Source organism: Pantoea sp. BJ2 (genome assembly GCF_040255075.1).
Taxonomy (GTDB): Bacteria; Pseudomonadota; Gammaproteobacteria; order Enterobacterales; family Enterobacteriaceae; genus Pantoea; species Pantoea leporis.
On the sequence record NZ_CP158292.1, the window covers coordinates 2,373,123 to 2,393,166 of the forward strand.

14 protein-coding genes are annotated in these 20,044 nt (G+C 58.8%); 7 read left to right on the top strand and 7 right to left on the bottom strand.

Going from position 1 to position 20,044, the window contains the following annotated elements:
• Positions 1 to 72: 72 nt before the first annotated feature.
• The 7 genes from cobA to AAF463_RS11000 all read right to left on the bottom strand — a co-directional run bounded on the left by cobA (position 73) and on the right by AAF463_RS11000 (position 12,047).
• Positions 73 to 936 carry a uroporphyrinogen-III C-methyltransferase gene (cobA, locus tag AAF463_RS10970; RefSeq protein WP_137385963.1) on the bottom strand — a complete coding sequence of 288 codons (864 nt, stop codon included), beginning with the start codon at positions 934 to 936 and terminating at the stop codon, positions 73 to 75.
• 11 nt (positions 937 to 947) lie between these two features.
• Entirely contained in the window at positions 948 to 3,551 is a 2,604-nt protein-coding gene (locus AAF463_RS10975) for a nitrate reductase (RefSeq protein ID WP_350260722.1), read from the bottom strand.
• Positions 3,548 to 7,615 (bottom strand): nitrite reductase large subunit NirB, encoded by a 4,068-nt coding sequence (gene nirB / locus AAF463_RS10980; RefSeq protein ID WP_350260723.1) that lies wholly within the window; start codon positions 7,613 to 7,615, stop codon positions 3,548 to 3,550. Before nirB ends, AAF463_RS10975 begins: the two co-directional genes overlap by 4 nt.
• Before the next feature lie 10 nt (positions 7,616 to 7,625).
• Positions 7,626 to 8,414: an ABC transporter ATP-binding protein gene (locus AAF463_RS10985; RefSeq protein WP_101764128.1), complete on the bottom strand. Its 789-nt coding sequence runs from the start codon at positions 8,412 to 8,414 to the stop codon at positions 7,626 to 7,628.
• 10 nt (positions 8,415 to 8,424) lie between these two features.
• Positions 8,425 to 9,297, bottom strand: a complete 873-nt coding sequence (ntrB, locus tag AAF463_RS10990; RefSeq protein WP_101764127.1) for a nitrate ABC transporter permease — start codon at positions 9,295 to 9,297, stop codon at positions 8,425 to 8,427.
• Positions 9,298 to 9,308: 11 nt separating this feature from the next.
• The gene (locus tag AAF463_RS10995; RefSeq protein WP_110866338.1) at positions 9,309 to 10,562 is read right to left on the bottom strand and encodes a CmpA/NrtA family ABC transporter substrate-binding protein; all 1,254 of its coding nucleotides are present in this window, start codon (positions 10,560 to 10,562) and stop codon (positions 9,309 to 9,311) included.
• A 264-nt stretch (positions 10,563 to 10,826) separates the two neighbouring features.
• Positions 10,827 to 12,047, bottom strand: coding sequence for a nitrate regulatory protein (locus AAF463_RS11000; RefSeq protein ID WP_101764125.1), 1,221 nt, complete (start codon positions 12,045 to 12,047; stop codon positions 10,827 to 10,829).
• Between the two features lie 487 nt (positions 12,048 to 12,534).
• Between AAF463_RS11000 and AAF463_RS11005 the strand changes: the two genes are divergently transcribed.
• The 7 genes from AAF463_RS11005 (at position 12,535) to AAF463_RS11035 (ending at position 20,034) form a co-directional block, all read left to right on the top strand.
• On the top strand, positions 12,535 to 13,026 hold the full coding sequence (locus AAF463_RS11005) for a hypothetical protein (protein WP_101764607.1): 492 nt from the start codon (positions 12,535 to 12,537) through the stop codon (positions 13,024 to 13,026).
• Positions 13,027 to 13,110: 84 nt separating this feature from the next.
• Complete coding sequence (gene icmH / locus AAF463_RS11010; RefSeq protein WP_101764124.1) at positions 13,111 to 14,325, top strand: type IVB secretion system protein IcmH/DotU; 1,215 nt, start codon at positions 13,111 to 13,113, stop codon at positions 14,323 to 14,325.
• Entirely contained in the window at positions 14,325 to 16,439 is a 2,115-nt protein-coding gene (tssM, locus tag AAF463_RS11015) for a type VI secretion system membrane subunit TssM (protein ID WP_350261989.1), read from the top strand. Before icmH ends, tssM begins: the two co-directional genes overlap by 1 nt.
• A 13-nt stretch (positions 16,440 to 16,452) precedes the next feature.
• The gene (gene tagF, locus AAF463_RS11020) at positions 16,453 to 17,151 is read left to right on the top strand and encodes a type VI secretion system-associated protein TagF (RefSeq protein WP_110866339.1); all 699 of its coding nucleotides are present in this window, start codon (positions 16,453 to 16,455) and stop codon (positions 17,149 to 17,151) included.
• Positions 17,152 to 17,184: 33 nt separating this feature from the next.
• Positions 17,185 to 18,297 carry a type VI secretion system-associated FHA domain protein TagH gene (tagH, locus tag AAF463_RS11025; protein ID WP_137385967.1) on the top strand — a complete coding sequence of 371 codons (1,113 nt, stop codon included), beginning with the start codon at positions 17,185 to 17,187 and terminating at the stop codon, positions 18,295 to 18,297.
• Positions 18,294 to 19,070 (top strand): protein phosphatase 2C domain-containing protein, encoded by a 777-nt coding sequence (locus AAF463_RS11030; RefSeq protein ID WP_137385968.1) that lies wholly within the window; start codon positions 18,294 to 18,296, stop codon positions 19,068 to 19,070. The genes tagH and AAF463_RS11030 overlap by 4 nt, the downstream gene beginning before the upstream one ends.
• Positions 19,071 to 19,083: 13 nt before the next feature.
• Positions 19,084 to 20,034, top strand: coding sequence for a hypothetical protein (locus tag AAF463_RS11035; RefSeq protein ID WP_101764119.1), 951 nt, complete (start codon positions 19,084 to 19,086; stop codon positions 20,032 to 20,034).
• Positions 20,035 to 20,044: the final 10 nt, after the last annotated feature.

The window sequence follows — 20,044 nt, forward strand, 5'->3', positions numbered from 1 at the left end:
GCAGGAATTCTGAGCATAGAATGCCAAAACCCTGACAGGCTAAAGCGCGGATTAAAGGGGGGAAATGTGAGCTTATTTAGCCATAAGTGAAATTGCGGGCTGATTGGTCGCCATAAATGGCGCCGCTACATTGCTCGAATGTGCATTAATCCTGACCGGTTGGCGATAAAAGTGCACCACGTCACCCACCAACAATAACGCCGGCGATTGGGCTTGTTGCACCTCAACAGTGTGTGCCAGCTCAGCCAGCGTAGTGATCATCACCCGCTGATCGGCACGCGTGCCATTCTCAATGATTGCCACCGGCGTCTGCGCGTTGCGGCCCTGCGCCTGCAGCTGTGCGCTGATGCTGGCGCTCCACTTCAGCCCCATATAAAACACCAGCGTCTGGTTATTGGCGGCGAGGCTGGCATCATCCAGCTGCGGTTCACCGCTTTTGCCGTGACCGGTAATTAACCGCAGCGACTGTGCGCAATCACGGTGCGTTAGCGGAATGCCGCTGGCTGCCGCGCATCCGGCGGCGGCGGTAATACCCGGCACGATCTGGCAGGCTATTCCAGCCTGTTGCAGATAGAGCATCTCTTCACCGCCGCGCCCGAAAATAAAGGGATCGCCGCCTTTGAGCCGCACCACTTGCCGCCCGCTGCGGGCTAAATCCACCAGCAGCTGATTAGTTTGCGCCTGCTTTAACCCGTGGCTGCCGGGCTTCTTGCCGACATCAATCGCCAGCGTCTCCGGCGGCACTTCCGCCATGATCGCCTCGCTCACCAACCGGTCATACACCACAACGTCGGCGCTGTTGATCAGCCTCCATGCTTTTAAGGTGAGCAGTTCTACGTCTCCCGGCCCAGCCCCAACCAGCCAGACGCCACCTTGCGCGTGTTCGCCGTCACGCGGATTAAACAGCTTGTCGAGGGATTCACTGGCTTGCGTCATGATGTTTTCCGTTACTGCGCCACGCGCAGAGATGAGAGCAGTTGTTTGAGCTCCGGGATACAGGAGCCACAGTTGGTGCCGCATTTCAACACCGCGCCGAGCGCTGCCGGGGAATCACAGCCCTCAGCGATGGCCCGGCGAATCGCCACTTCACCGACGCCAAAGCAGCTGCAAAGGGTACGTCCGTGGCTGCCGCCCTGCGCCGGTCGCCCGCCCAACAGCGCATGTCGCTGCTGCGGCAAATCGGGCGGCTGGCTGAAGGCCCGCGCGATAAATGGGTGATCGATGTCTGGTAGCCAGGGCGCGGCATAAAAGGCGCATGCCAACTTGCCCTCGCGCCAGCCAAGCCAGTGCAATTGCTGTCCCGCCTGCGCCTGCTGCCATTGCAATGCGGACATGCCCGGCAGTTGCATCAGCCATTCGCCAGCATGAGCGCTGCCCGCCAGCACATAGCGCTGCACGCCGGGCTGTGGGGCTCGCGACCAGTAGAGTAGTGCAGGCGGCGTGATGATGTCCGGCAGCCACAGCCAGCCTTGCCACGCTGGACGCAGTAGTTGCAAGCGCACCGCCGTTTGTTTTAACGCTGGCTGAGCGGAATCGGGACAACAGCTGGCCGCGACTAATCCATCGACGTTGGCCTGCCCGCTGAACTGTCTTGTCCAGTGCATCGGCACAAAGATTTGCCCACGCTGCAGGCCGCTGTCGAGGGTGACGCGTCCGCTGCACCAGCCCAGCGCCGACTGCACGCGCGTCACATCGCCGTGGCTCAAGCCGTACGCCGCCGCATCCAGCGGATTTAGCGCGACAAAGGGTTCATCGTAATGCTGCATCAGTCGCGGCACGTTGCCGGTGCGCGTCATGGTGTGCCACTGATCGCGGATGCGGCCGGTATTCATCAGCAGCGGATAATCAGTGGTCATGAGGGTTTTAACCGGTATCGCGGGCGGCAGCAGACGCGCTTTTCCATCGGCATGGTAAAAGCGGCGATCGGCAAACAGCCGCGCGGTGCCGTTGGGTGACGCGGCAGTGATCGGCCACTGCACCGGGGCTAACTGGTCATATTGCTCACGCGTGATGGTTGCCAGCGCGCTGATATCAAAGGCGCGCGTGCCGCGATTCTCAAAACCAGACAGCGCGGCATGCTCGGCGAAAATCTCGCCTGGATGCTGCCAGGCAAAGGCCGCGCCAAAACCGAGTCGCTGCGCCACCTGCGCCAGCAGCCACCAATCCGCTTTGGCCTCACCGGCTGGCGCAATAAAACTGCGCTGGCGTGAGATACGCCGCTCCGAATTGGTCACGGTGCCGTTTTTCTCGCCCCATGCCTGCGCCGGCAGTAGCACATCAGCAAATTGTGCCGTGTCGCTGTGGGCGCTGACTTCCGACACCACCACCAGCTCGCATTTCGCCAGCGCGTGCGCCACGCGGTTACCTTCCGGCATCGAAACGGCAGGATTGGTACCCATGATCCACACTGCCTTGACGTCGCCGCGTTCGATGGCATTGAACAGATAAACTGCCGTCAGTCCCGGCTGCTGCGCAACACGATCGCTCCCCCAAAAGCGCGCAACACGATCAACCTCTGCTGCGCTAAAGCCCATGTGCGCCGCCAGCTGATTGGCTAAGCCGCCCACTTCACGGCCGCCCATGGCGTTGGGCTGTCCGGTCAGCGAAAACGGTCCGCAGCCCGCACGGCCGATTTTGCCGCTGAGCAGATGCGCATTGAGGATGGCGTTGTTGTTATCGCTGCCGGTTTGTGACTGATTGATGCCCATGCACCACAGCGTCAGCACGCGCGGCTGCGCTGCGAACAGCTGCCAAAATGCCACAATGTCATGCTCACTCAGCTGGCAGGCAGCGGCGACCGTCGCCACATCCCACGCCTCACAGGCGGCTAAGGTCGCTTCCACATTGGCCAGATGCGGCAACATACTGGCATCGATACCCGCATGGTGCGCCAGCCAGTTCAGCAGCCCGGCAAACAGCGCGCTATCAGATCCCGGTTGCAGCGCCAGATGAACATCAGCAAGGTCACAGCTGGCAGTACGACGCGGATCGATCACCACCAGCTGCATCTCAGGGCGTTCGGCTTTGGCCTGCACCAGCCGCTGCCACGCCACTGGATGCGCCCATGCCGCGTTGGAGCCGACTAACACCACAACATCGGCTTGTTCAAGATCGTCATAGCAGCACGGCACCGCATCGGCACCGAAAGCGCGTTTGTAACCCACCACCGCCGAAGCCATACACAGCCGTGAATTGGTATCGATGTTGGCAGAGCCAATAAAGCCCTTCATCAGCTTATTGGCGGTGTAATAATCCTCCGTTAGCAGTTGACCGGAGCCGTAAAAGGCCACCGCCTGCGGGCCATGTTGATCGATGATGCGCCGGAAACCCGCCGCCACATGGTCCAGTGCGGCATCGATACTGACGCGCTGACCATCAATCTTCGGCCAGAGCAAACGACCGTCATGCATCAGGGTCTCGCCCAGCGCTGAACCTTTGACGCACAGCCGACCGAAATTAGCCGGATGCTGGCGGTCGCCGCTCACCGGCGCATCGAGGGCTTTCACCTCCACGCCACAGCCCACGCCGCAGTACGGACAGGTGGTTTTCATGAGGCCGCCGCCAGCGCAATAATCGGCTGATGCCCGAGCCACACTTTGCCGCCCTCCACGCGCACCGGCCAGCAGCGCAGCTGATGCTCGGCGTTATCGAGACTTTGTCCGTCGCGCAGCCGCACGCGCTGCTTGTAGAGCGGTGATATCACCACCGGCTCGCCCGCTACGTCGCCGAGAATGCCACGCGACAGCACGCTGGCTTGCGTGCCGGGCTCAATATCTTCCAGCGCATAAATCGCCTCGCCCAAGCGGAACAAGGCCACACGCTGACCGCCTAACCGCGCACCCATGCCCGCAGACGGCGGGATAGCGTCGACAAGGCAAATGGCACTCCAGGGTTCTGCCGGCAACGTGGTAACGGGAATGCTGTCCGCCGTCGCGGGCTGACGCTGACCGCGCACCTGCACATAGTTGAGCGTCTCGTCAGGCTGCTCGCTGTTGACGGTGGCGGTAAACAAGGCGCGACGCGAAGGATCCTGCAGCGTGCTGTGCCATTCGCACTGATAGCGCTCCACCACGCGCTGCATCTCCTGCTCCAGTTGCACGGCTATACCGAGTGAATCTTCGATCACCACCTGACGCAGGTAGTCGAGTCCGCCTTCCATGTTATCCATCCACACGCTGGTGCGCTGCAGACGATCGGCGGTGCGCACATAGAACATCAAGATGCGGTCAACGTAGCGCAGCAGCGTTTCATCATCGAGATCGCTGGCGAACAAATCGGCATGACGCGGTTTCATCCCGCCGTTGCCGCAGACATACAGGTTCCAGCCTTTTTCCGTGGCGATTACGCCAATGTCCTTGCTCTGCGCTTCAGCGCATTCACGCGTGCAGCCGGAAACCGCCATTTTAATTTTGTGCGGGGCGCGCAGCCCTTTGTAGCGATTCTCTAATGCGATGGCGAAGGCGGTAGAATCCTGCACGCCGTAACGGCACCAGGTTGACCCCACGCAGGATTTTACCGTGCGCAGCGATTTGCCATAAGCGTGACCGGTTTCAAAACCCGCCGCGATTAAGTGTTCCCAGATATCCGGTAACTGATCGAGCCGCGCACCGAACAGATCGATGCGCTGACCGCCGGTGATTTTGGTGTAGAGATCGTAACGAGCGGCTATTTCACCAATCGCAATTAGCCCATGCGGCGTAATTTCACCGGCTGGCACACGCGGTACCACCGAATAGGTGCCATCTTTCTGGATGTTGGCGAAGTAGCGATCGTTGGTATCCTGCAGCGGCAGATGTTCGGGCTTCAGTAAGTAGTCATTCCAGCATGATGCCAGCAATGATCCCACCAGCGGCTTGCACACTTCACAGCCCTGTCCGCGTCCGTTGAGCTGCAATAGCTGCTCAAAGGTGGTGATGTTGCCGACGCGGATCAGGTGATACAGCTCTTGACGCGAGTAGGCAAAGTGTTCACAGATATCCTTCTTCACTTCCACGCCCTGACTGGCGAGCTGGAACTCCATCACCTGTTTGACTAATGCGCTACACCCACCGCAGCCGGTTGCCGCTTTGGTGCAGCTTTTGATCGCCGCCATGTCACCGCAGCCGCCCTGCACTGCCCCGCAAATGTCCGCCTTGCTGACGTTATGGCACGAGCAGATTTGCGCGCTGTCTGGCAACGCCGCGACACCCAGCGCTTTAGCCGGCGCACCCGCTAACTGGGGCAAAATCAGGCTTTCCGGCTCTTCTGGTAACGGTAACTGATTCAGCATCATCTGCAGCAGGCTGGCGTAATCTGCGCTGTCGCCCACCAGCACGCCGCCAAGCAGCGTTTTGCGATCTTTGCACACCACCAGTTTTTTGTAGATGCCCTTTGGATTATCGATCCACTGATAACTTTGGCTGTCAGCGGTGCGCCCGTGCGCATCGCCAAATGACGCCACTTCCACGCCGAGCAGTTTCAGTTTCGTGCTCATGTCGGCACCGCTGAACGCCAGTTCTTCCTGCGCCAGCTGCGCCGCCAGTACGCGCGCCATTTGATATCCCGGCGCAACCAAACCGAAAATTTGCCCTTGCCACAGCGCGCATTCACCAATCGCATAGACATCTGCGGCGCTGGTGGCGCAAGCGTCGTTGATCAGAATGCCGCCGCGTTCACCCAGTTGCAGACCGGCGGCGCGCGCCAGTGCATCACGCGGACGAATACCCGCTGAAAATACCAGCAGGTCCGTTGCCAGCAGGCTGCCATCGGCAAAACGCAGCTGCAGGCTGCCATCCGGCAGACTCTCAATCGCTTCAGTTTGCTTGCTGGTATGAACTTGAACGCCCAGCGCGCTGATTTTGCCGCGCAGCATCTGCGCGCCGCCGTCATCCAATTGCACCGCCATCAGACGCGGCGCGAACTCCACCACATGGGTTTCCAGACCGAGCTGTTTCAATGCGTTGGCGGCTTCCAGTCCGAGCAGCCCGCCTCCAATCACCACCCCGCGCGTCGCATTACGGGCACAGTCAGCAATCGCATCCAGATCGGCCAGTGTGCGGTATACAAAACAACGCGCGTGATCGTGGCCGGGAACCGGCGGTACAAACGGCACCGAGCCGGTCGCCAGCACCAGTTTATCCCAGGTCAATTCCGCGCCGCTGGCATCACGCAGGCTGCGTTTTGCACTGTCAATTGCCACCACTTCACAACCGCTGCGCAGTTCGATGCCGTGTTGCTGAAAGAAGTTATCGCAGACCAGTGACAAATCGTCCGCGCTTTTACCGTTGAAGTATTCGGTAAGATGCACGCGATCGTAGGCCATCTGCGGCTCATCGCCGTATACCACGATGTGATAGTGCTGATGCAGTTCACGACTCACCAGCTGTTCGAGAAAATGGTGGCTGACCATGCCATGTCCAACCACGGCGAGAAGAGGTTTGCTCATCATCTGGCTTCCTGCAGCGCTTGGCTGCGTTGTGTTGTCGTCAAGACCAAACAGTGCGTTAATGCCCACCTGCGCGGCCTGTTGAAGTTGTGGTAGCAGCGTGCCTGCCGCCTGGCTGTCGCCAAACAGCAGCACGCCGCGCAGTGCGCCATTGCGCAAAAACAGTCGGCGATAGTGCTGGTGCAGCGGGTCAAAGCTGCTGATGGCGTCGCCTTCGCTGATATCGCCCGCACTGAACATCTCAATGCCGCTGACTTTCAGCCGCGTACCGTTTTCCTGATAGTGAAAGTCGGCCACGGGTTTACCCGCCAGTTGTGCTGCCAGCACGGCGGCCTGCGTCAGACAAGGCGCAATCAAGCCAAAGGTTTCGCCGCTGATTTCGCAGCACTCACCCAGCGCATACACATGCGGAAGCGCGGTTTGCAGTTGACGGTTAACCAGAATGCCGCGCTGGCAAGGCACGCCCGCCGCCTGCGCCAGCGCGATCTCCGGCAGCACGCCGATGGCGATCACCACCTGTTCCGCTGCGATAACCGCCCCATCGCCGAGCGTGACGCTTTCGGCGTCAATGGCCTGCAAAGTGACGCCGAGCCGACAGCGAATACCGCGCTGTGCCAGATGCTGCTGCAACAGCGCACCCGCTTTGGCATCCAGCTGGCGATCAAGCAGCCACGGACGATGATGCAGCAGCGTGACGTCACGTCCACGCTGACGCAGCGCCGCTGCGGCTTCCACGCCAATTAATCCGCCGCCCAGCACCACCACCGGACCTTGCTGCGCGAGCATGGCCTCCACGTCTCGCACCGTGCGGAAACCCTGCACCTGTGGGCGATGGATGCCGGGCAGATCCGGCATGCGCGGCCTCGAACCGCAGGCGAACACCAGCTTGTCCCAGTGCAGGGTGCGCTGGTCGGTTAGTACTGTGCGCGTAGGGATATCCACCTGCAGCGCCTCTTCCCCCATCAGCAACTGCACCTGATGTGCCGCATACCATGCGGGTTCGTGGATCACCGTGTCAGCGAAGGCTTTTTCGCCCGCCAGCACCGGCGACAGCAGCACCCGGTTGTAATTGCCGTGCGGCTCACGGCCAATCACCGTGATGGCGTAGCGACCCGGCGCACGTTGCAGCAAGGTTTCCACCATGCGCATCGCCGCCATGCCGTTTCCGATCACTACCAGTCGCTGCACCATGGTTGTCCCCTTACGCCACAGCCGTTTGCTTTTCATACAGGAAATGCAGAATCCGCTGACGCAGCTGGTGATAGCGCGGCTCGTCGGCTAACGCTACCCGTGAACGTGGACGCGGCAGGTCGATGTTGAGAATGTCACCGACCTGCGCGGCGGGGCCGTTGGTCATCATCAACACGCGATCTGACAGCAACACCGCCTCATCGACATCGTGCGTAATCAGCACAATGGTGGTATTGAGCTCCTGCTGGATGCGCATCACGCTGTCTTGCAGATGAGCGCGCGTTAGCGCATCCAGCGCACCGAACGGTTCATCCAGCAGCAGCACACGCGGCTGCATGGCCAGCGCACGCGCAATCCCGACACGCTGCTTCATGCCGCCGGAGATCTCCGACGGACGCTTATGCAGCGCGTGACTCATCTGCACGCGATTGAGGTTGTGTTCGATCCACTCGCTCATCTCTCTTTTGCTCATTTTTCCTTTGAACACTTGCTGCACCGCCAGCTCCACGTTTTGGTAGGCGGTCAGCCACGGCAGCAACGAATGGTTCTGGAACACCACCGCACGCTCCGGACCGGGACCGCTGATTTCGCGGTTGTCACACAGCAACACGCCGCTACTCGGCTGCGTCAGCCCGGCTATCAAATTGAGAAGCGTGGACTTTCCGCAGCCGGAGTGACCAATCAGGCTGAGGGTTTCACCTTCGTGGATATCAAAACTGACGTTATCGAGGGCGAGGAACTCGCCGCCTGCGGTATTGAAGCGCTGGCTGACCTGCTGTACGCGAATAATTGGATTCATCATCGGCTCCTTATTTTTCCCAGCTAAAGCGGCGTGCCAGTAACATCAGCGCCTGTTCGAGCAGTAACCCGACCACGCCAATCACCACGATGGCAATCAGGATGTTTTCCACATTGAGGTTGTTCCACTCGTTCCAAATCCAGAAACCGATACCGAGCCCACCGGTTAGCATTTCCGCAGCGACAATCACTAGCCATGCGATGCCCATCGATAAACGCATACCGGTTAACACTGCAGGCAGCACCGCCGGGAACAGAATGCGGCGCATCACTGTCCACTCATTGAGCCGCAGCACGCGCGCCACATTGAGATAATCCTGCGGAATTCGCTGTACGCCTTCGGCGGTGTTGATCACCATCGGCCAGATGGAGCAGATGAAAATGGTCCAGCTTGATGCCGGTTCAGCGCGCTGGAACAGCAGCAGGCCAATCGGCAACCAGGCAAGTGGACTGACCGGACGCAGCAACGCGATGATCGGGTTGAGCATGTGCGCGATAAAGGTAAAACGGCCAATCAGGAATCCGGCGGGAACGCCCACCAGCGCCGCCAGACCAAAGCCGATTGCCACCCGCTGCAGCGAGGCGACCACGTTCCAGCCGATGCCCTGATCGTTGGGCCCGTTGTTGTAAAACGGATCGGCAAACAGCGTGACGGCGGCTTGCCAGGTGGCATATGGCGTGGGGAAGCCTTTACTGGACATTGAAGCCAGTTGCCAGACAAACAGCAGCAGAATCAGGCCGCAACTGGCGGGGATTAGCCGCTGCAGCAGGGGACGGAGCCAGCGTTGACCCCGACGCGGTGCGGGCGTTACCTTGAGTGCAATCACCTGCGCCGGTGGCGCGGCGATCGGCGCGGTATTGAGCGAGCGTGCTTCAGATTTCATCATGACCTCACTTAACGGCGTTTAAGGGCAAAACTGTCGGCATAAGCGGCGGGATTGCTGCCGTCCCATACTTTGCCGTCGAACAGTGTGCTGCTGCGCATCTCGCCGGCTGGGACGCTAATGCCGCCCACCGCGCTGGCGGCCTGTTTGTAGATATCAATACGGTTGATCTGACGCGCCACTGCTGCATAATCAGGCGCGGTTTGCACCATGCCCCAGCGCTTCATCTGCGTCAGGAACCACATGCCGTCGGAAATCCACGGGAAGCTCACTTCACCGTCGCGGAAGAAGCGCATACCGTGCGCGTCCTGCCAGCGCTGACCGAGGCCATTTTCGTACTGACCGAGCATGCGCCCTTCCAGCGTTTCCACTTTGGTGTTGATCCACGCGCGTCCGGCCAGCACCTGCGCGGTCTCTTTGCGGTTAGCGTCGGAGGCATCGATCCAGCGCGCGGCTTCCAGCACTGCGGCGGTCAGCGCACGGGCGGTATTGGGGTTCTCTTGCACCCAGGCGGCGCGCGTGGCGAGAATTTTTTCCGGATGATCCGGCCAAATTTGCTGTGTGGTGGTGGCGGTAAAACCGATGTTGTCGCTGATAGCACGCTGGTTCCACGGCTCGCCAACGCAGAAGCCACTCATGTTGCCCATCTTCATGTTCATCACCATTTGCGGTGGCGGGACCACCACGGTGCGCACATCCTCAAACGGGTCGATACCGGCGTTGGCCAGCCAGTAATAGAGCCACATGGCGTGTGTACTGGTTGGGAAGGTATGCGCGAAGGTAAAGCTGCCTTTGGCTTGGCTGGCGATTAATTTTTGCAGGCTGGCCGCATCAGTAACTTTCTGATCTTTAAGCTGATTCGCCAGGGTGATGGCCTGCCCGTTGTTGTTGAGCGTCATCAGGTTAGCCATCTCATGCTGAGGCCCGGCAATGCCCAACTGCAGACCATAAATCATGCCGTACAACGCGTGCGCGGCATCCAATTCGCCAGCGGTGAGCTTGTCGCGCACCGCCGCCCAGCTGGCTTCTTTACTCGGTTGCAGCGTCAGACCGTATTTTTTATCGAAGCCTTTTACTGACGCCATCACCACCGGCGCGCAGTCGGTGAGCGGAATAAAGCCGACGCGAATGTTGCTCTTTTCGGGCGCATCGGAACCGGCAGCCCATACCGCATTGCGTAATCCCGGCAGTAGATAGCTGCCACCGACCGCCGCGCTACCCAGGAGAAATTGACGTCGTGACAATGTGAACCGCGTTTTGCTCATCATGCGCATCCTGAAAAAAAGAATAAAAAAAGGCGTCCTCCCGCATGTCGCAAAAACATGGGGCCGGACGCCTTTATCCAAAGCACTCGCTTCACCGCCGTTGGCGAAACAAATGCGCAATGTCTGTAAGGTATTGCAAAACCTGTGCCAAAAATATCAGGCGGTTTTATCAAGGCTGGCGCTATAAATGCGCTGATGATGCGTCGTTTTTGCACTGCGCTGACGCACTCTACGCACAGGGTTTGTGCAGCTACCTCCTTCGAGTTATGCCTTGAGCGTGGCGGCAACCGCCAGCACCGCCAGGGCTATTTCCAGCACCCGTTTGTTCTGGTTCATGGCGCTCTTACGCAGCGCCTGCCACGCATCCTGCTCGCTGAAACCGTGCTGCTGCATCAACCAGCTTTTCGCCTGATCGATAATTTTGCGTTCATCCAGTGACGCGCGCATCGAGGCGAGTTCATCGGCCTGCGTCTGCAGACGCTGCGACTGCTCACGGATCAACGCCAGCACCGAACGCCCGAGCTGGGGCGCGAGGCCATTGCTGTCCAGCGTGGTTTCAACGCCTGACAGCCAGCTGGCACCCGCGATATAAAGCGAGAAACTGGCCTCTTCTCCGATGGCTATCGGCGGAGATTCACTGTGCTGGGCAGCCGCAATCGCACACTGACAGCGATTCATCAGCGTGGCGCACAGTGTATCTTCAATCTGTTTCATCTGATCGAGACGCGAACTGAGCAGACTAAACCACTGCAACACGCCATTTTCACCGCACTGTGCGCCGGTGCAGGCGATGCGTCTTAGCCGCTCAATTTGGCTGCCGGCATCGGCTATCGCCTGCCAGCGTTGTAGATTTTCCGCATCAGAAAATTGGCTGAAAGTCGCAAAGCTTTGCTCCTGCGCAGCGATCAACACCTGAATGCGCTGCCGTTGCGTCTCGGTAAATTCACCGGCAGCGAATCCCGCCGAACCGGTGGCGCGCTCCTGTCCGGCCAGCTCTTTGCCTTGCATAAAGCTAAATAGCGCGATTAACGCACGCGAGATGTCCGGCTCACTGGCGGTATCCGCCGCTTCAAATACCAGATTGAGTAAGGTGCAGATGATGTGATTAAACGCATCCATCGCCTGCGCCTGCGTCACGGTGCGGCTGTGTACTTGCTGACGCAGCGCCGGCAGACTGTCCAGCGCCTGAAGCGCAGTCGCGATCAGCATGCAAAATCGGCTATAGCCGGGCTGCGCCTCTGCTTCCGGCAGCACCGCCATTGCACGCTGTTCGCGCAGTTCTACCTCCGCAGCGCGCTGTGCTAGCTCTTCACCAAACAGTCGACCAGCCGAGCACAGCCAGATATTGCTGGCTCCACGTTCACGCTGCAGCACATGGATCAATTCACTGATGGCGGTAATCTGTTCGCCGGTCCGCAGCAACCGTTGCAGGCTCGCAATCTCGCTGGCGCGGCTAGCACGTAGATAGTTCAAAGCCCGATTCATTGCTTTCTCCAGCGGTTTAGCGGTGTAAACAGAGGGTTAAGCAAAAGCCATGCCGTTCTGCGTTTAAACGTGGCAGAATTGGGCCCGGAAATTCCGAAATTGAGAAAATTGTTTCGCAAGGCAATCTTTTTTGCTTCATACAAATAGATTAATCTTATTTACCATTTTCGTTTGGTACTAACAGCGACCAAATGCCGTTGCGCTGCCTCGCATCGTTAACTGCAGCGAATAAATTAACTAAGCTTATCTATCACCGTGACTATGTGTTTTATATCATCGGCCTGCGCTGCTTTTTCGCCCGCTAGCACGGGATTTCTCATGGTGCAATGGTTTGAATTCTCAAAAGTCTTAGGTAGACTTAGTTCAGCACTATCTTTCTGTAATCTGTCTGTTTTTTTGATGGCTTTCTCGCTGCTTAATCTGCCTGCCTTAACGGCCCGTGCCGCAGATTACTCTGCAGCTAATCTGATGAAATTTGAGGATCATGGTGAATAAGAGTCTCGTGCTTGTGTTGCTGGCGGTATTAAGTCTGGCTGCTTGCAAAGCGCCACCGCCACCCGTTACAGATGACACGCTGGTAACCAGTGAAGTGAATGGCGTCCAACTGGTCCATCGTCATGCGGTGGCAGCACCTGGCGAATTCACGCCGGTCAATGAGAGTTATCGCGCGCTGTATGCTGCCTCGGTAATGACCACGCCTGATTATGGTGGCAAGGTAGTGCGCTATCTTGATAACGCCAAACCGTTTGAAGTGCTCGGCCGTGTTGAACACAGCTGGCTGGCAGTGGCTGATGAGCCTAACGGCCAGTTAATTGGCTATATTCCGCCGAAAGCGGGCGTGGAGAGCAGCCGTTACGACGCGACCATTCGAAGCGATCGTCCGCGCCCCCGCCGCAACAGCAAACAGGTTTGTGTGGCCGTTGGCGGCGCCAGCAAGGCTTGTCGCACTAACGATACCGCGACCTGGATTTTAGACTGATAATGCAATCCGGCGCACAATGCCCGCAGAAGCGCTTGCTCTGCGGGCTGTGATTTTCGCCCTTGCCTGGATAACCAAGATTTAATGACTCAGGATTCCCTTGCTCGCGATGGCATTGTCGCGGGCAATGATAACCTTTTGCTTAATGCCGCAGCACCCATCCTGAATGCCGTGGTACGTATACGGCAGGCCGCGACACATGACGATCCTGCCGGATTGCGCCAGTTACTGATCGAAGAGATCCGCCAATTCGAACAACGCTGTAAACAAGCGGGCTTACCTTTTGAGATGATTATCGGCGCGCGCTACTGCCTGTGCAGCGTGCTGGATGAAGCCGCAGCGCAAACGCCGTGGGGCACGCGCGGCGTGTGGTCCGGCAACGGCATGCTGGTCACCTTTCACAATGAAAGCTGGGGCGGAGAGAAAGTTTTCCAGCTGTTGTCGCGCGTATCGCAAAGCCCGCAGCAGCATCTGTGGCTGCTGGAACTGATCCACTATTGCCTGCTGCTTGGTTATGAAGGCCGTTATCGCGGCAGTGACAGCGGCCGCGCGCAGTGTGAAGCCATCCGCAAACGCCTGGCACAACTCATTACGGAACATCGCCCGGCAAGCGCCAATCCGGCGGTGCCGCTGGTGGAAGTGCATCCGCTGGTCAGCACCCTGACGCGTCCGATGGTGCCGCTTTGGGCCTGCGTTACTTTGGCCACTCTGGTGGCGAGCCTGATTTACAGCGGGCTGAACTGGCGACTCGGCAACGCCGCCGAACCGCTGCTGCGCACCATCTATCAAACCCCGCTGCCACAAATCACGCCAGGACGTCGCCCTACTTCCCCTCAAGCGCTGCTCGATCTCCATCAACGTCTGAATGATGTGATTGCCGCCGGACAGCTGGAAGTGAGCGACGGCGCGTTCGGCAGCAAAGTGATCATCCCCGCTGACAAACTGTTCTCCAGCGACGGCACGGTGGTGAATCAGGTGGGACGGGCGCTGCTGGCGCATGTCGCCAGTGCAATGAAAACCGTTAAAGGCACGGTGTTGGTGTCGGTGTATACCGATAACAGCCCGGTCGATGGCCGTTTCGCCTCCAGCTACGAATTCTCCTCTGCGCGCGCACGCGCCATCATGCAGCTGCTCAATCCGCAGCTCGCGGAAGGTCACAGCGTGAAAGCGGAAGGTCGCGGCGACAGCAATCCGCTGCTGCCGAACGACAGTAATGAAAACCGCGCCCGCAATCGTCGGGTGGAAATCACCCTGTTTGTGACACCGGAAACCCTCGGCAATCATCAGGGAGGCCAATGATGCGCGCATCACTGCAACATCTGTTAACCCATCGCCTGCTGTGGAGCCTGATTGGCGTCACGGCATTGAGCTGCGTGCTGTGGATGCTCGGACCGCTGTGGAGCTGGGGCGATACGCGCCCACTCGAGCCAGTATTACCGCGCCAGTTAGCGGTGGGTCTGCTCTATCTGCTCTGGCTGCTGTTCCAGTTTATCCCTGCACTGTGGCGCGGCTGGTTTAATAGCAAGTTGCTCAACCGTCTGCAGCAGATGAGCCAGGAGGAGTTATCCGATCGTCAGGCCACCGAAACCCTGCTGGCGCAGCGCTTCAGTGAAGCAGCGCTGCGTTTAAAGCGCACCCAGTTTGGTCGTCGTCATCAGCAGAGCTGGCTGGCACGTTTTCAAAGTCACTACCTTTATCAGCTGCCGTGGTACGTAATGATTGGCGCGCCGGGCGCCGGTAAAACTACCGCGCTACTCAACGCTGGCCTGCAATTCCCGCTCACTGACAGCCTCGGCAAAGCGGCAATTCGCGGCGTGGGCGGCACGCGCCACTGCGATTGGTGGTTCACCGACAGTGCAGTGCTGATCGATACCGCCGGACGTTACGCGTTGCAGGAGAGCCAACGCGCGCGCGATGGCGCGGAGTGGCACAGTTTTATCAATCTGCTAAAGCGCTATCGCACCCGTCAGCCGATCAACGGCGTGATCATGACCATCAGCGTCTCCGATCTGCTGACCGATTCAGCCGAAGCGCGCCATGCGCAGGCCAGCGCGCTACGTGAACGCATGGCGGAGCTGCATCTGCACACCGGCATTCACTTCCCGGTGTATGTGATGGTGACCAAAACCGACCTGCTGAAAGGGTTTATGAGTTTTTACGGCACGCTCAGCAAGCCGCAGCGCGATGCGATTTGGGGCTTCACTTTCCCGTGGGAACCGGGCAAACCGCATAAAGACGACTGGCACCGCAGCTTCAGCCAGCAATATCAGCACTTAGAGCAGCGTTTACAGCAGCAGTTGGCCGACGTCATGGCTGGCGAGCGCGATCTCACCCAGCGCGCCGACAGCTTCCTGTTCCCGCAAGAGTTCAGTTCGTTGCGTCCGCTGCTGAATGAGTATCTCGATGTGGTGTTTTCCAGCCATCAGGAGCCGATCGCCTGGTCGGCGCGCGGCCTGTTCTTCACCAGCGGCACGCAGGAAGGTTTACCGTTTGACCGCATCATGGGCGAGCTGAACCGCAAGCTGCAGCTGCCGCATACCGGCGAAAGCAGCCTCGCGGCGTGGAATAGCGTCGATCGCAGCAGTCCGATCCCCGGCAACAAAGGACAGAGTTTCTTTATCCGCGATTTGCTGAGCGATTTAGTGTTCCGCGAAAGCGGCCTGGCGGGCAGCAATCGCCATTGGGAATACCGCAACCGCCTGTTCCACTGGATCGGTTATGGCGTGCTGACCGGCGCACTGCTGCTGCTCTCCTGTTTGTGGCTCACCAGCTATATTCAGAATCAGCGTTATCTGGACCAGGTTGCCGAACGCCTCGCGCCGATCACCACCCAGAGTCAGCAGGTGATCCATCAGCCCGCCGATAATATTTTTGATCTGCTACCCTTCTTAAATAGCCTGGTGAAACTGCCGCTCTCCGAGCGTTTTTCCCTCGACAATCCACCGCTTACCATGCGCGTTGGGCTGTATCGCGGCAACCAGGTCAGCGATGCGGCGTGGGCGCTTTATCAAAATGCGCTTAAGTCTTTACTGCTGCCGCGCGTGGCGCAGCAGATCACCAATTTGCTGCGTGACGATCCGGGCACCGATAACGAGTACAGTCGCAATGCGCTGCGGGCCTATCAGATGCTCTATCAGCCGCGCAATTATGACGGCGAGTTTCTGCGTGGCTGGCTGATGCAAAACCTGCAGCGCACGCTGCCGGATGATGTCAGCGCGCGCGATTTGCAGCAGCTCGACTGGCATCTGAGCCAGCTGCTGGATCAGCAAATTCAGTCTTCGCCGTATGCGCGTGACAATGCGTTGATGATGCGCAAGCTTGCGGAGAATCTGAAAAATGCCGGTGACAGCAGCAACACGCTGGCGATTGCACCGCACGTTGTTTCGCAGCGATTGACCAGACACAGTGAGTAATGGTGAGGTAATCATGCCGACACACACTGCGCCGGGCTGGTACGGCAAGTTACCGGCCACCGGCGATTTTTTGCGCCAGCGTCTGAGCGAAAATACCGTGACGCCGTGGAGCCACTGGTTTCAGCAAGGATTACTGCACTGGCATCAGCAAGCCGATGCCAGCACCGCACAGTTTTTACGTGCGCCGGTGTGGAATTTTGTGTTACCGCTTTCGCCGCTGCGTCAGCAGGTGCAGATGGGCTGCCTGCTGCCGTCATGCGATCGCGTGGGCCGCAGCTGGCCGCTCCTGGCGCTGCGCAGCTTCCCGCTGAGCCACTGGCACAGCGCGCAGCTGGCGATGTCCGGCGACTGGTTTCAGGAACTGGGCGCGCTGCTGCTGCACGCGGTGCGCGATCGGCTCAATCCCGATGCGCTGGAGCAGCAGATGCAGCGCCTGTCACCGCTGCTGGTGCCGGATACGCAGCGCAGCGACATTATGGATGTGATTGGTTTTGATGATTTACCCTGCACGCTGAGCTGGCGTGAAGTGGCTGACAGATTCGATCCGCAGCAGCACATGAGCTACTGGTGGAGTAATCGCAGTGACGGTTTTAGCCATGCCACCCATAAACACAGTGGCCCGCTGACTGCGCAACTTTTTTCATTATTGTTTAACCCGGCGTCTGGTGCACAGCCGGGCCGCAACGGCCTCTATCCACCGATGTTTGAATAGGCCGTGGCGTTTGCCTTGTTAACGGGATGACTCATGCAATTTACCATTGTGCAGTGCAATACGGATGTGCCCGCCAAGACGGTAGCCTTTAAACCGCCCGGCGGCACCATCGGCCGCAGTCAGGATAACGATCTGGTGCTGCCTGACGAATCGCGCGCCATATCGCGTCTGCAGGCGCTGGTGCATCTTTCGCCGGAGGGCGAGTGCCGCCTGACCAATCAGGGCAGCGTCACGTCGGTGGTATTGAACGGCGTCGCGTTGCAACGCGGCTCGCAAGTGGCGTTGCAGGATGGCGACACGCTGCAAATCGGTGAGTATGGGCTCGAAGTCCGCGATCCTAACAACCTGAAAGCCCGTCAGGACGATCCGCTGGCGTTCTTTGCCGACAGCAGCGACGACCCGCTCGGTATGATGCAGGAGTCGGAGGTGATTCCCGAGCCGGTTGCGCGTCAGGAGCGCCGCAACGATCCGCGTCTGGCTATTGATCCGCAAAGCGATGCGCCGACGCTGCCCGCCACGTTGCCGGGCGTCTCTCAGGACAAACTGATTGCCGCGCTGCTGGAAGGGATGGGCCTGAATAACGGCCATCAAACCACCATCACCGAAGAGCAGATGCGCGTAACCGGTCGCATGCTGAGCCTGTTTTCGCAAGGCACCGTCGCCCTGCTCTCCTCGCGCTCGATCCTCAAGCGCGGCGTGAAAGCCGACATGACGATGATTCTCAATGAGGCGAATAACCCGTTCAAAATTCTGCCGTCCGGTAAAACCGTATTGATGCAGATGTATCAAAGCCAGATGCCGGGCTTTATGCCGCCGGAACCGGCGGTGCGCGATGCGCTGGTGGATTTGCAGGCGCATCAGCTCGGCATGATTGCCGGTATCCGCGCCATTATTGCCGCCATGCTGCAATCGTTTAACCCGCAGCGCTTAGAAGAAGAAGCGCGCAAAGATGGCGTGCTGCCCAAAATGGCGTTCAGTACCGGACGCAAAGCGGCGCTGTGGGATTACTTCTCACGCCACTATCAACGTACCGCTGGCGAAATTGAGGATGACTTCCATACGCTGTTCGGCGAAGCCTTCCTGCATGCCTATGATATGGAAGTGAATCAATACAAAGATTCTCAAACGCGGACCGAAGACGCATGAAGATGATGTTTGCCAGCCGCTGCCAGCAAGGCATGCGCGACGAAAATCAGGATCGTACCGGCGCCGAGCTGGACGATCATAAAGCCTGTTTTCTGGTGTGTGACGGCGTCGCCGGTTTGCCTGGCGGTGATATCGCCGCGCAGCTGGTGCGCGATACGCTGCTAACGCAGCTGCAGCACAGTGCGACGTTCACCCCTGAAAGCACGCGCGCCGCCATCGAACACTGCCAGCAGGTGCTGATTGAGGCACAGGGAAACAATCCGAATTTTTCACGTATGAGCACCACGCTCGCCGCGCTGTTTATCGACCGCGAAAAACAGCGCGCATGGTGGGCGCACGCTGGCGACAGCCGGGTTTATCACTTCCGTCATGGGGTGCTAAATCAGGTGACGCGTGACCACAGTCTGGCCCAGCAGTTACGCGAGGCGGGCTATGAAAATACCGGCATTAACAGTAATTTACTCTATAATGCGCTCGGTGTTGAGCCTGCCCGTCCGGCCACTTTTAGCGAGGTGATTACGCTGGCCGATGGCGATGCGTTTCTGGTTTGCAGCGATGGATTCTGGCTCAATCTCACCACCCACGAAATGGAACTGGCCCTGCGCATGGTGAATGCCTGCGAAGAGTGGCTGACTTTGATGGAACAAGCCGTTAACCGCAGTGTTAAAAGCGACAATCTCAGCGCTCTGGCCGTCTGGATTGGCGAACCGCAGGAAGCGACGCTGCTTTATTCCCAGGCTGATGCGGCACGTTTTCTGCCGTCACGTTATTGATCCAAGGATGCTTATGAAAGTGTGGTTGACGGGCTTCGCAACCCTGTTGCTGGCCGTAAATGCGCAGGCAGAAGATTACCGCGTGGTGTATTCCCCGAGCCTGTCATTAGAAGTCTACATTGATGACGTGGCGAGCAAAGCGCCCAACGACTGGTGCAAAGAGACGCTGCCGCTGCGCATCGTTTCGGGCAAAAGCACTGACTCCAGCATCCTAACCAGCTTCCTGCCGCGCGTCGGTACGCTGCTGGCGAATCAGTGCGGCCTGCTGGATGAACTGCCGTGGCAGATGACCAATAAAGAGGGCAGCGTGCTGGCTAACGGCAGCGCAGCCAAATTACAGAACTGGCGCCCGATCGTGCTGAACGATGCCACCGCCAGCGCCACCACCAGCAACGCCGCGCCGCTCGATTTGTCACGCCCGGCGGATAGCACGCCGCTGCAGCACTTTGCCTTGCCGGGCGGCTGCCATTTCCGTACCTGGTGGGATGACAAAGGCGAATCGCTGTTTATCCCGGATAACCCGAATCAGCACTGCTCCACCGAAGGCTGGCTGGAAGGCCCGAGCGAAATGACGCTGATGAGCGCTGGCAAAACACATAATCTGGCGCTGAACTTCTATCAGGGCTACCCGATTGCAGATTTGAAAATGAGCGGTCCGCCGCTGGAAGTGGTCTCGGTGAATAACCAGCGCATGATTGTTACGCGTCCGGATGCCGATGATAGCTGGTTAGTGCTGCCGTTTGATGCACAACAGCATGTGTGGCGTTTTAGCGGCACACTACTGGTGAAGATGGACAAAACCGCCGATCAGAGCAGCGATGTGCTGAAAAAGCGGGTTGAGACGTTACGCGGCGTTTGGTCGCCGCAATTTATGCCACAGCAAAAAGTGACTGTGTTACTGATTGACACCCTGCATGCGGATCTCGCCGATCCGGCGATTGGTGCCTGGCGTAACATTAATTAATTAGCGGTCG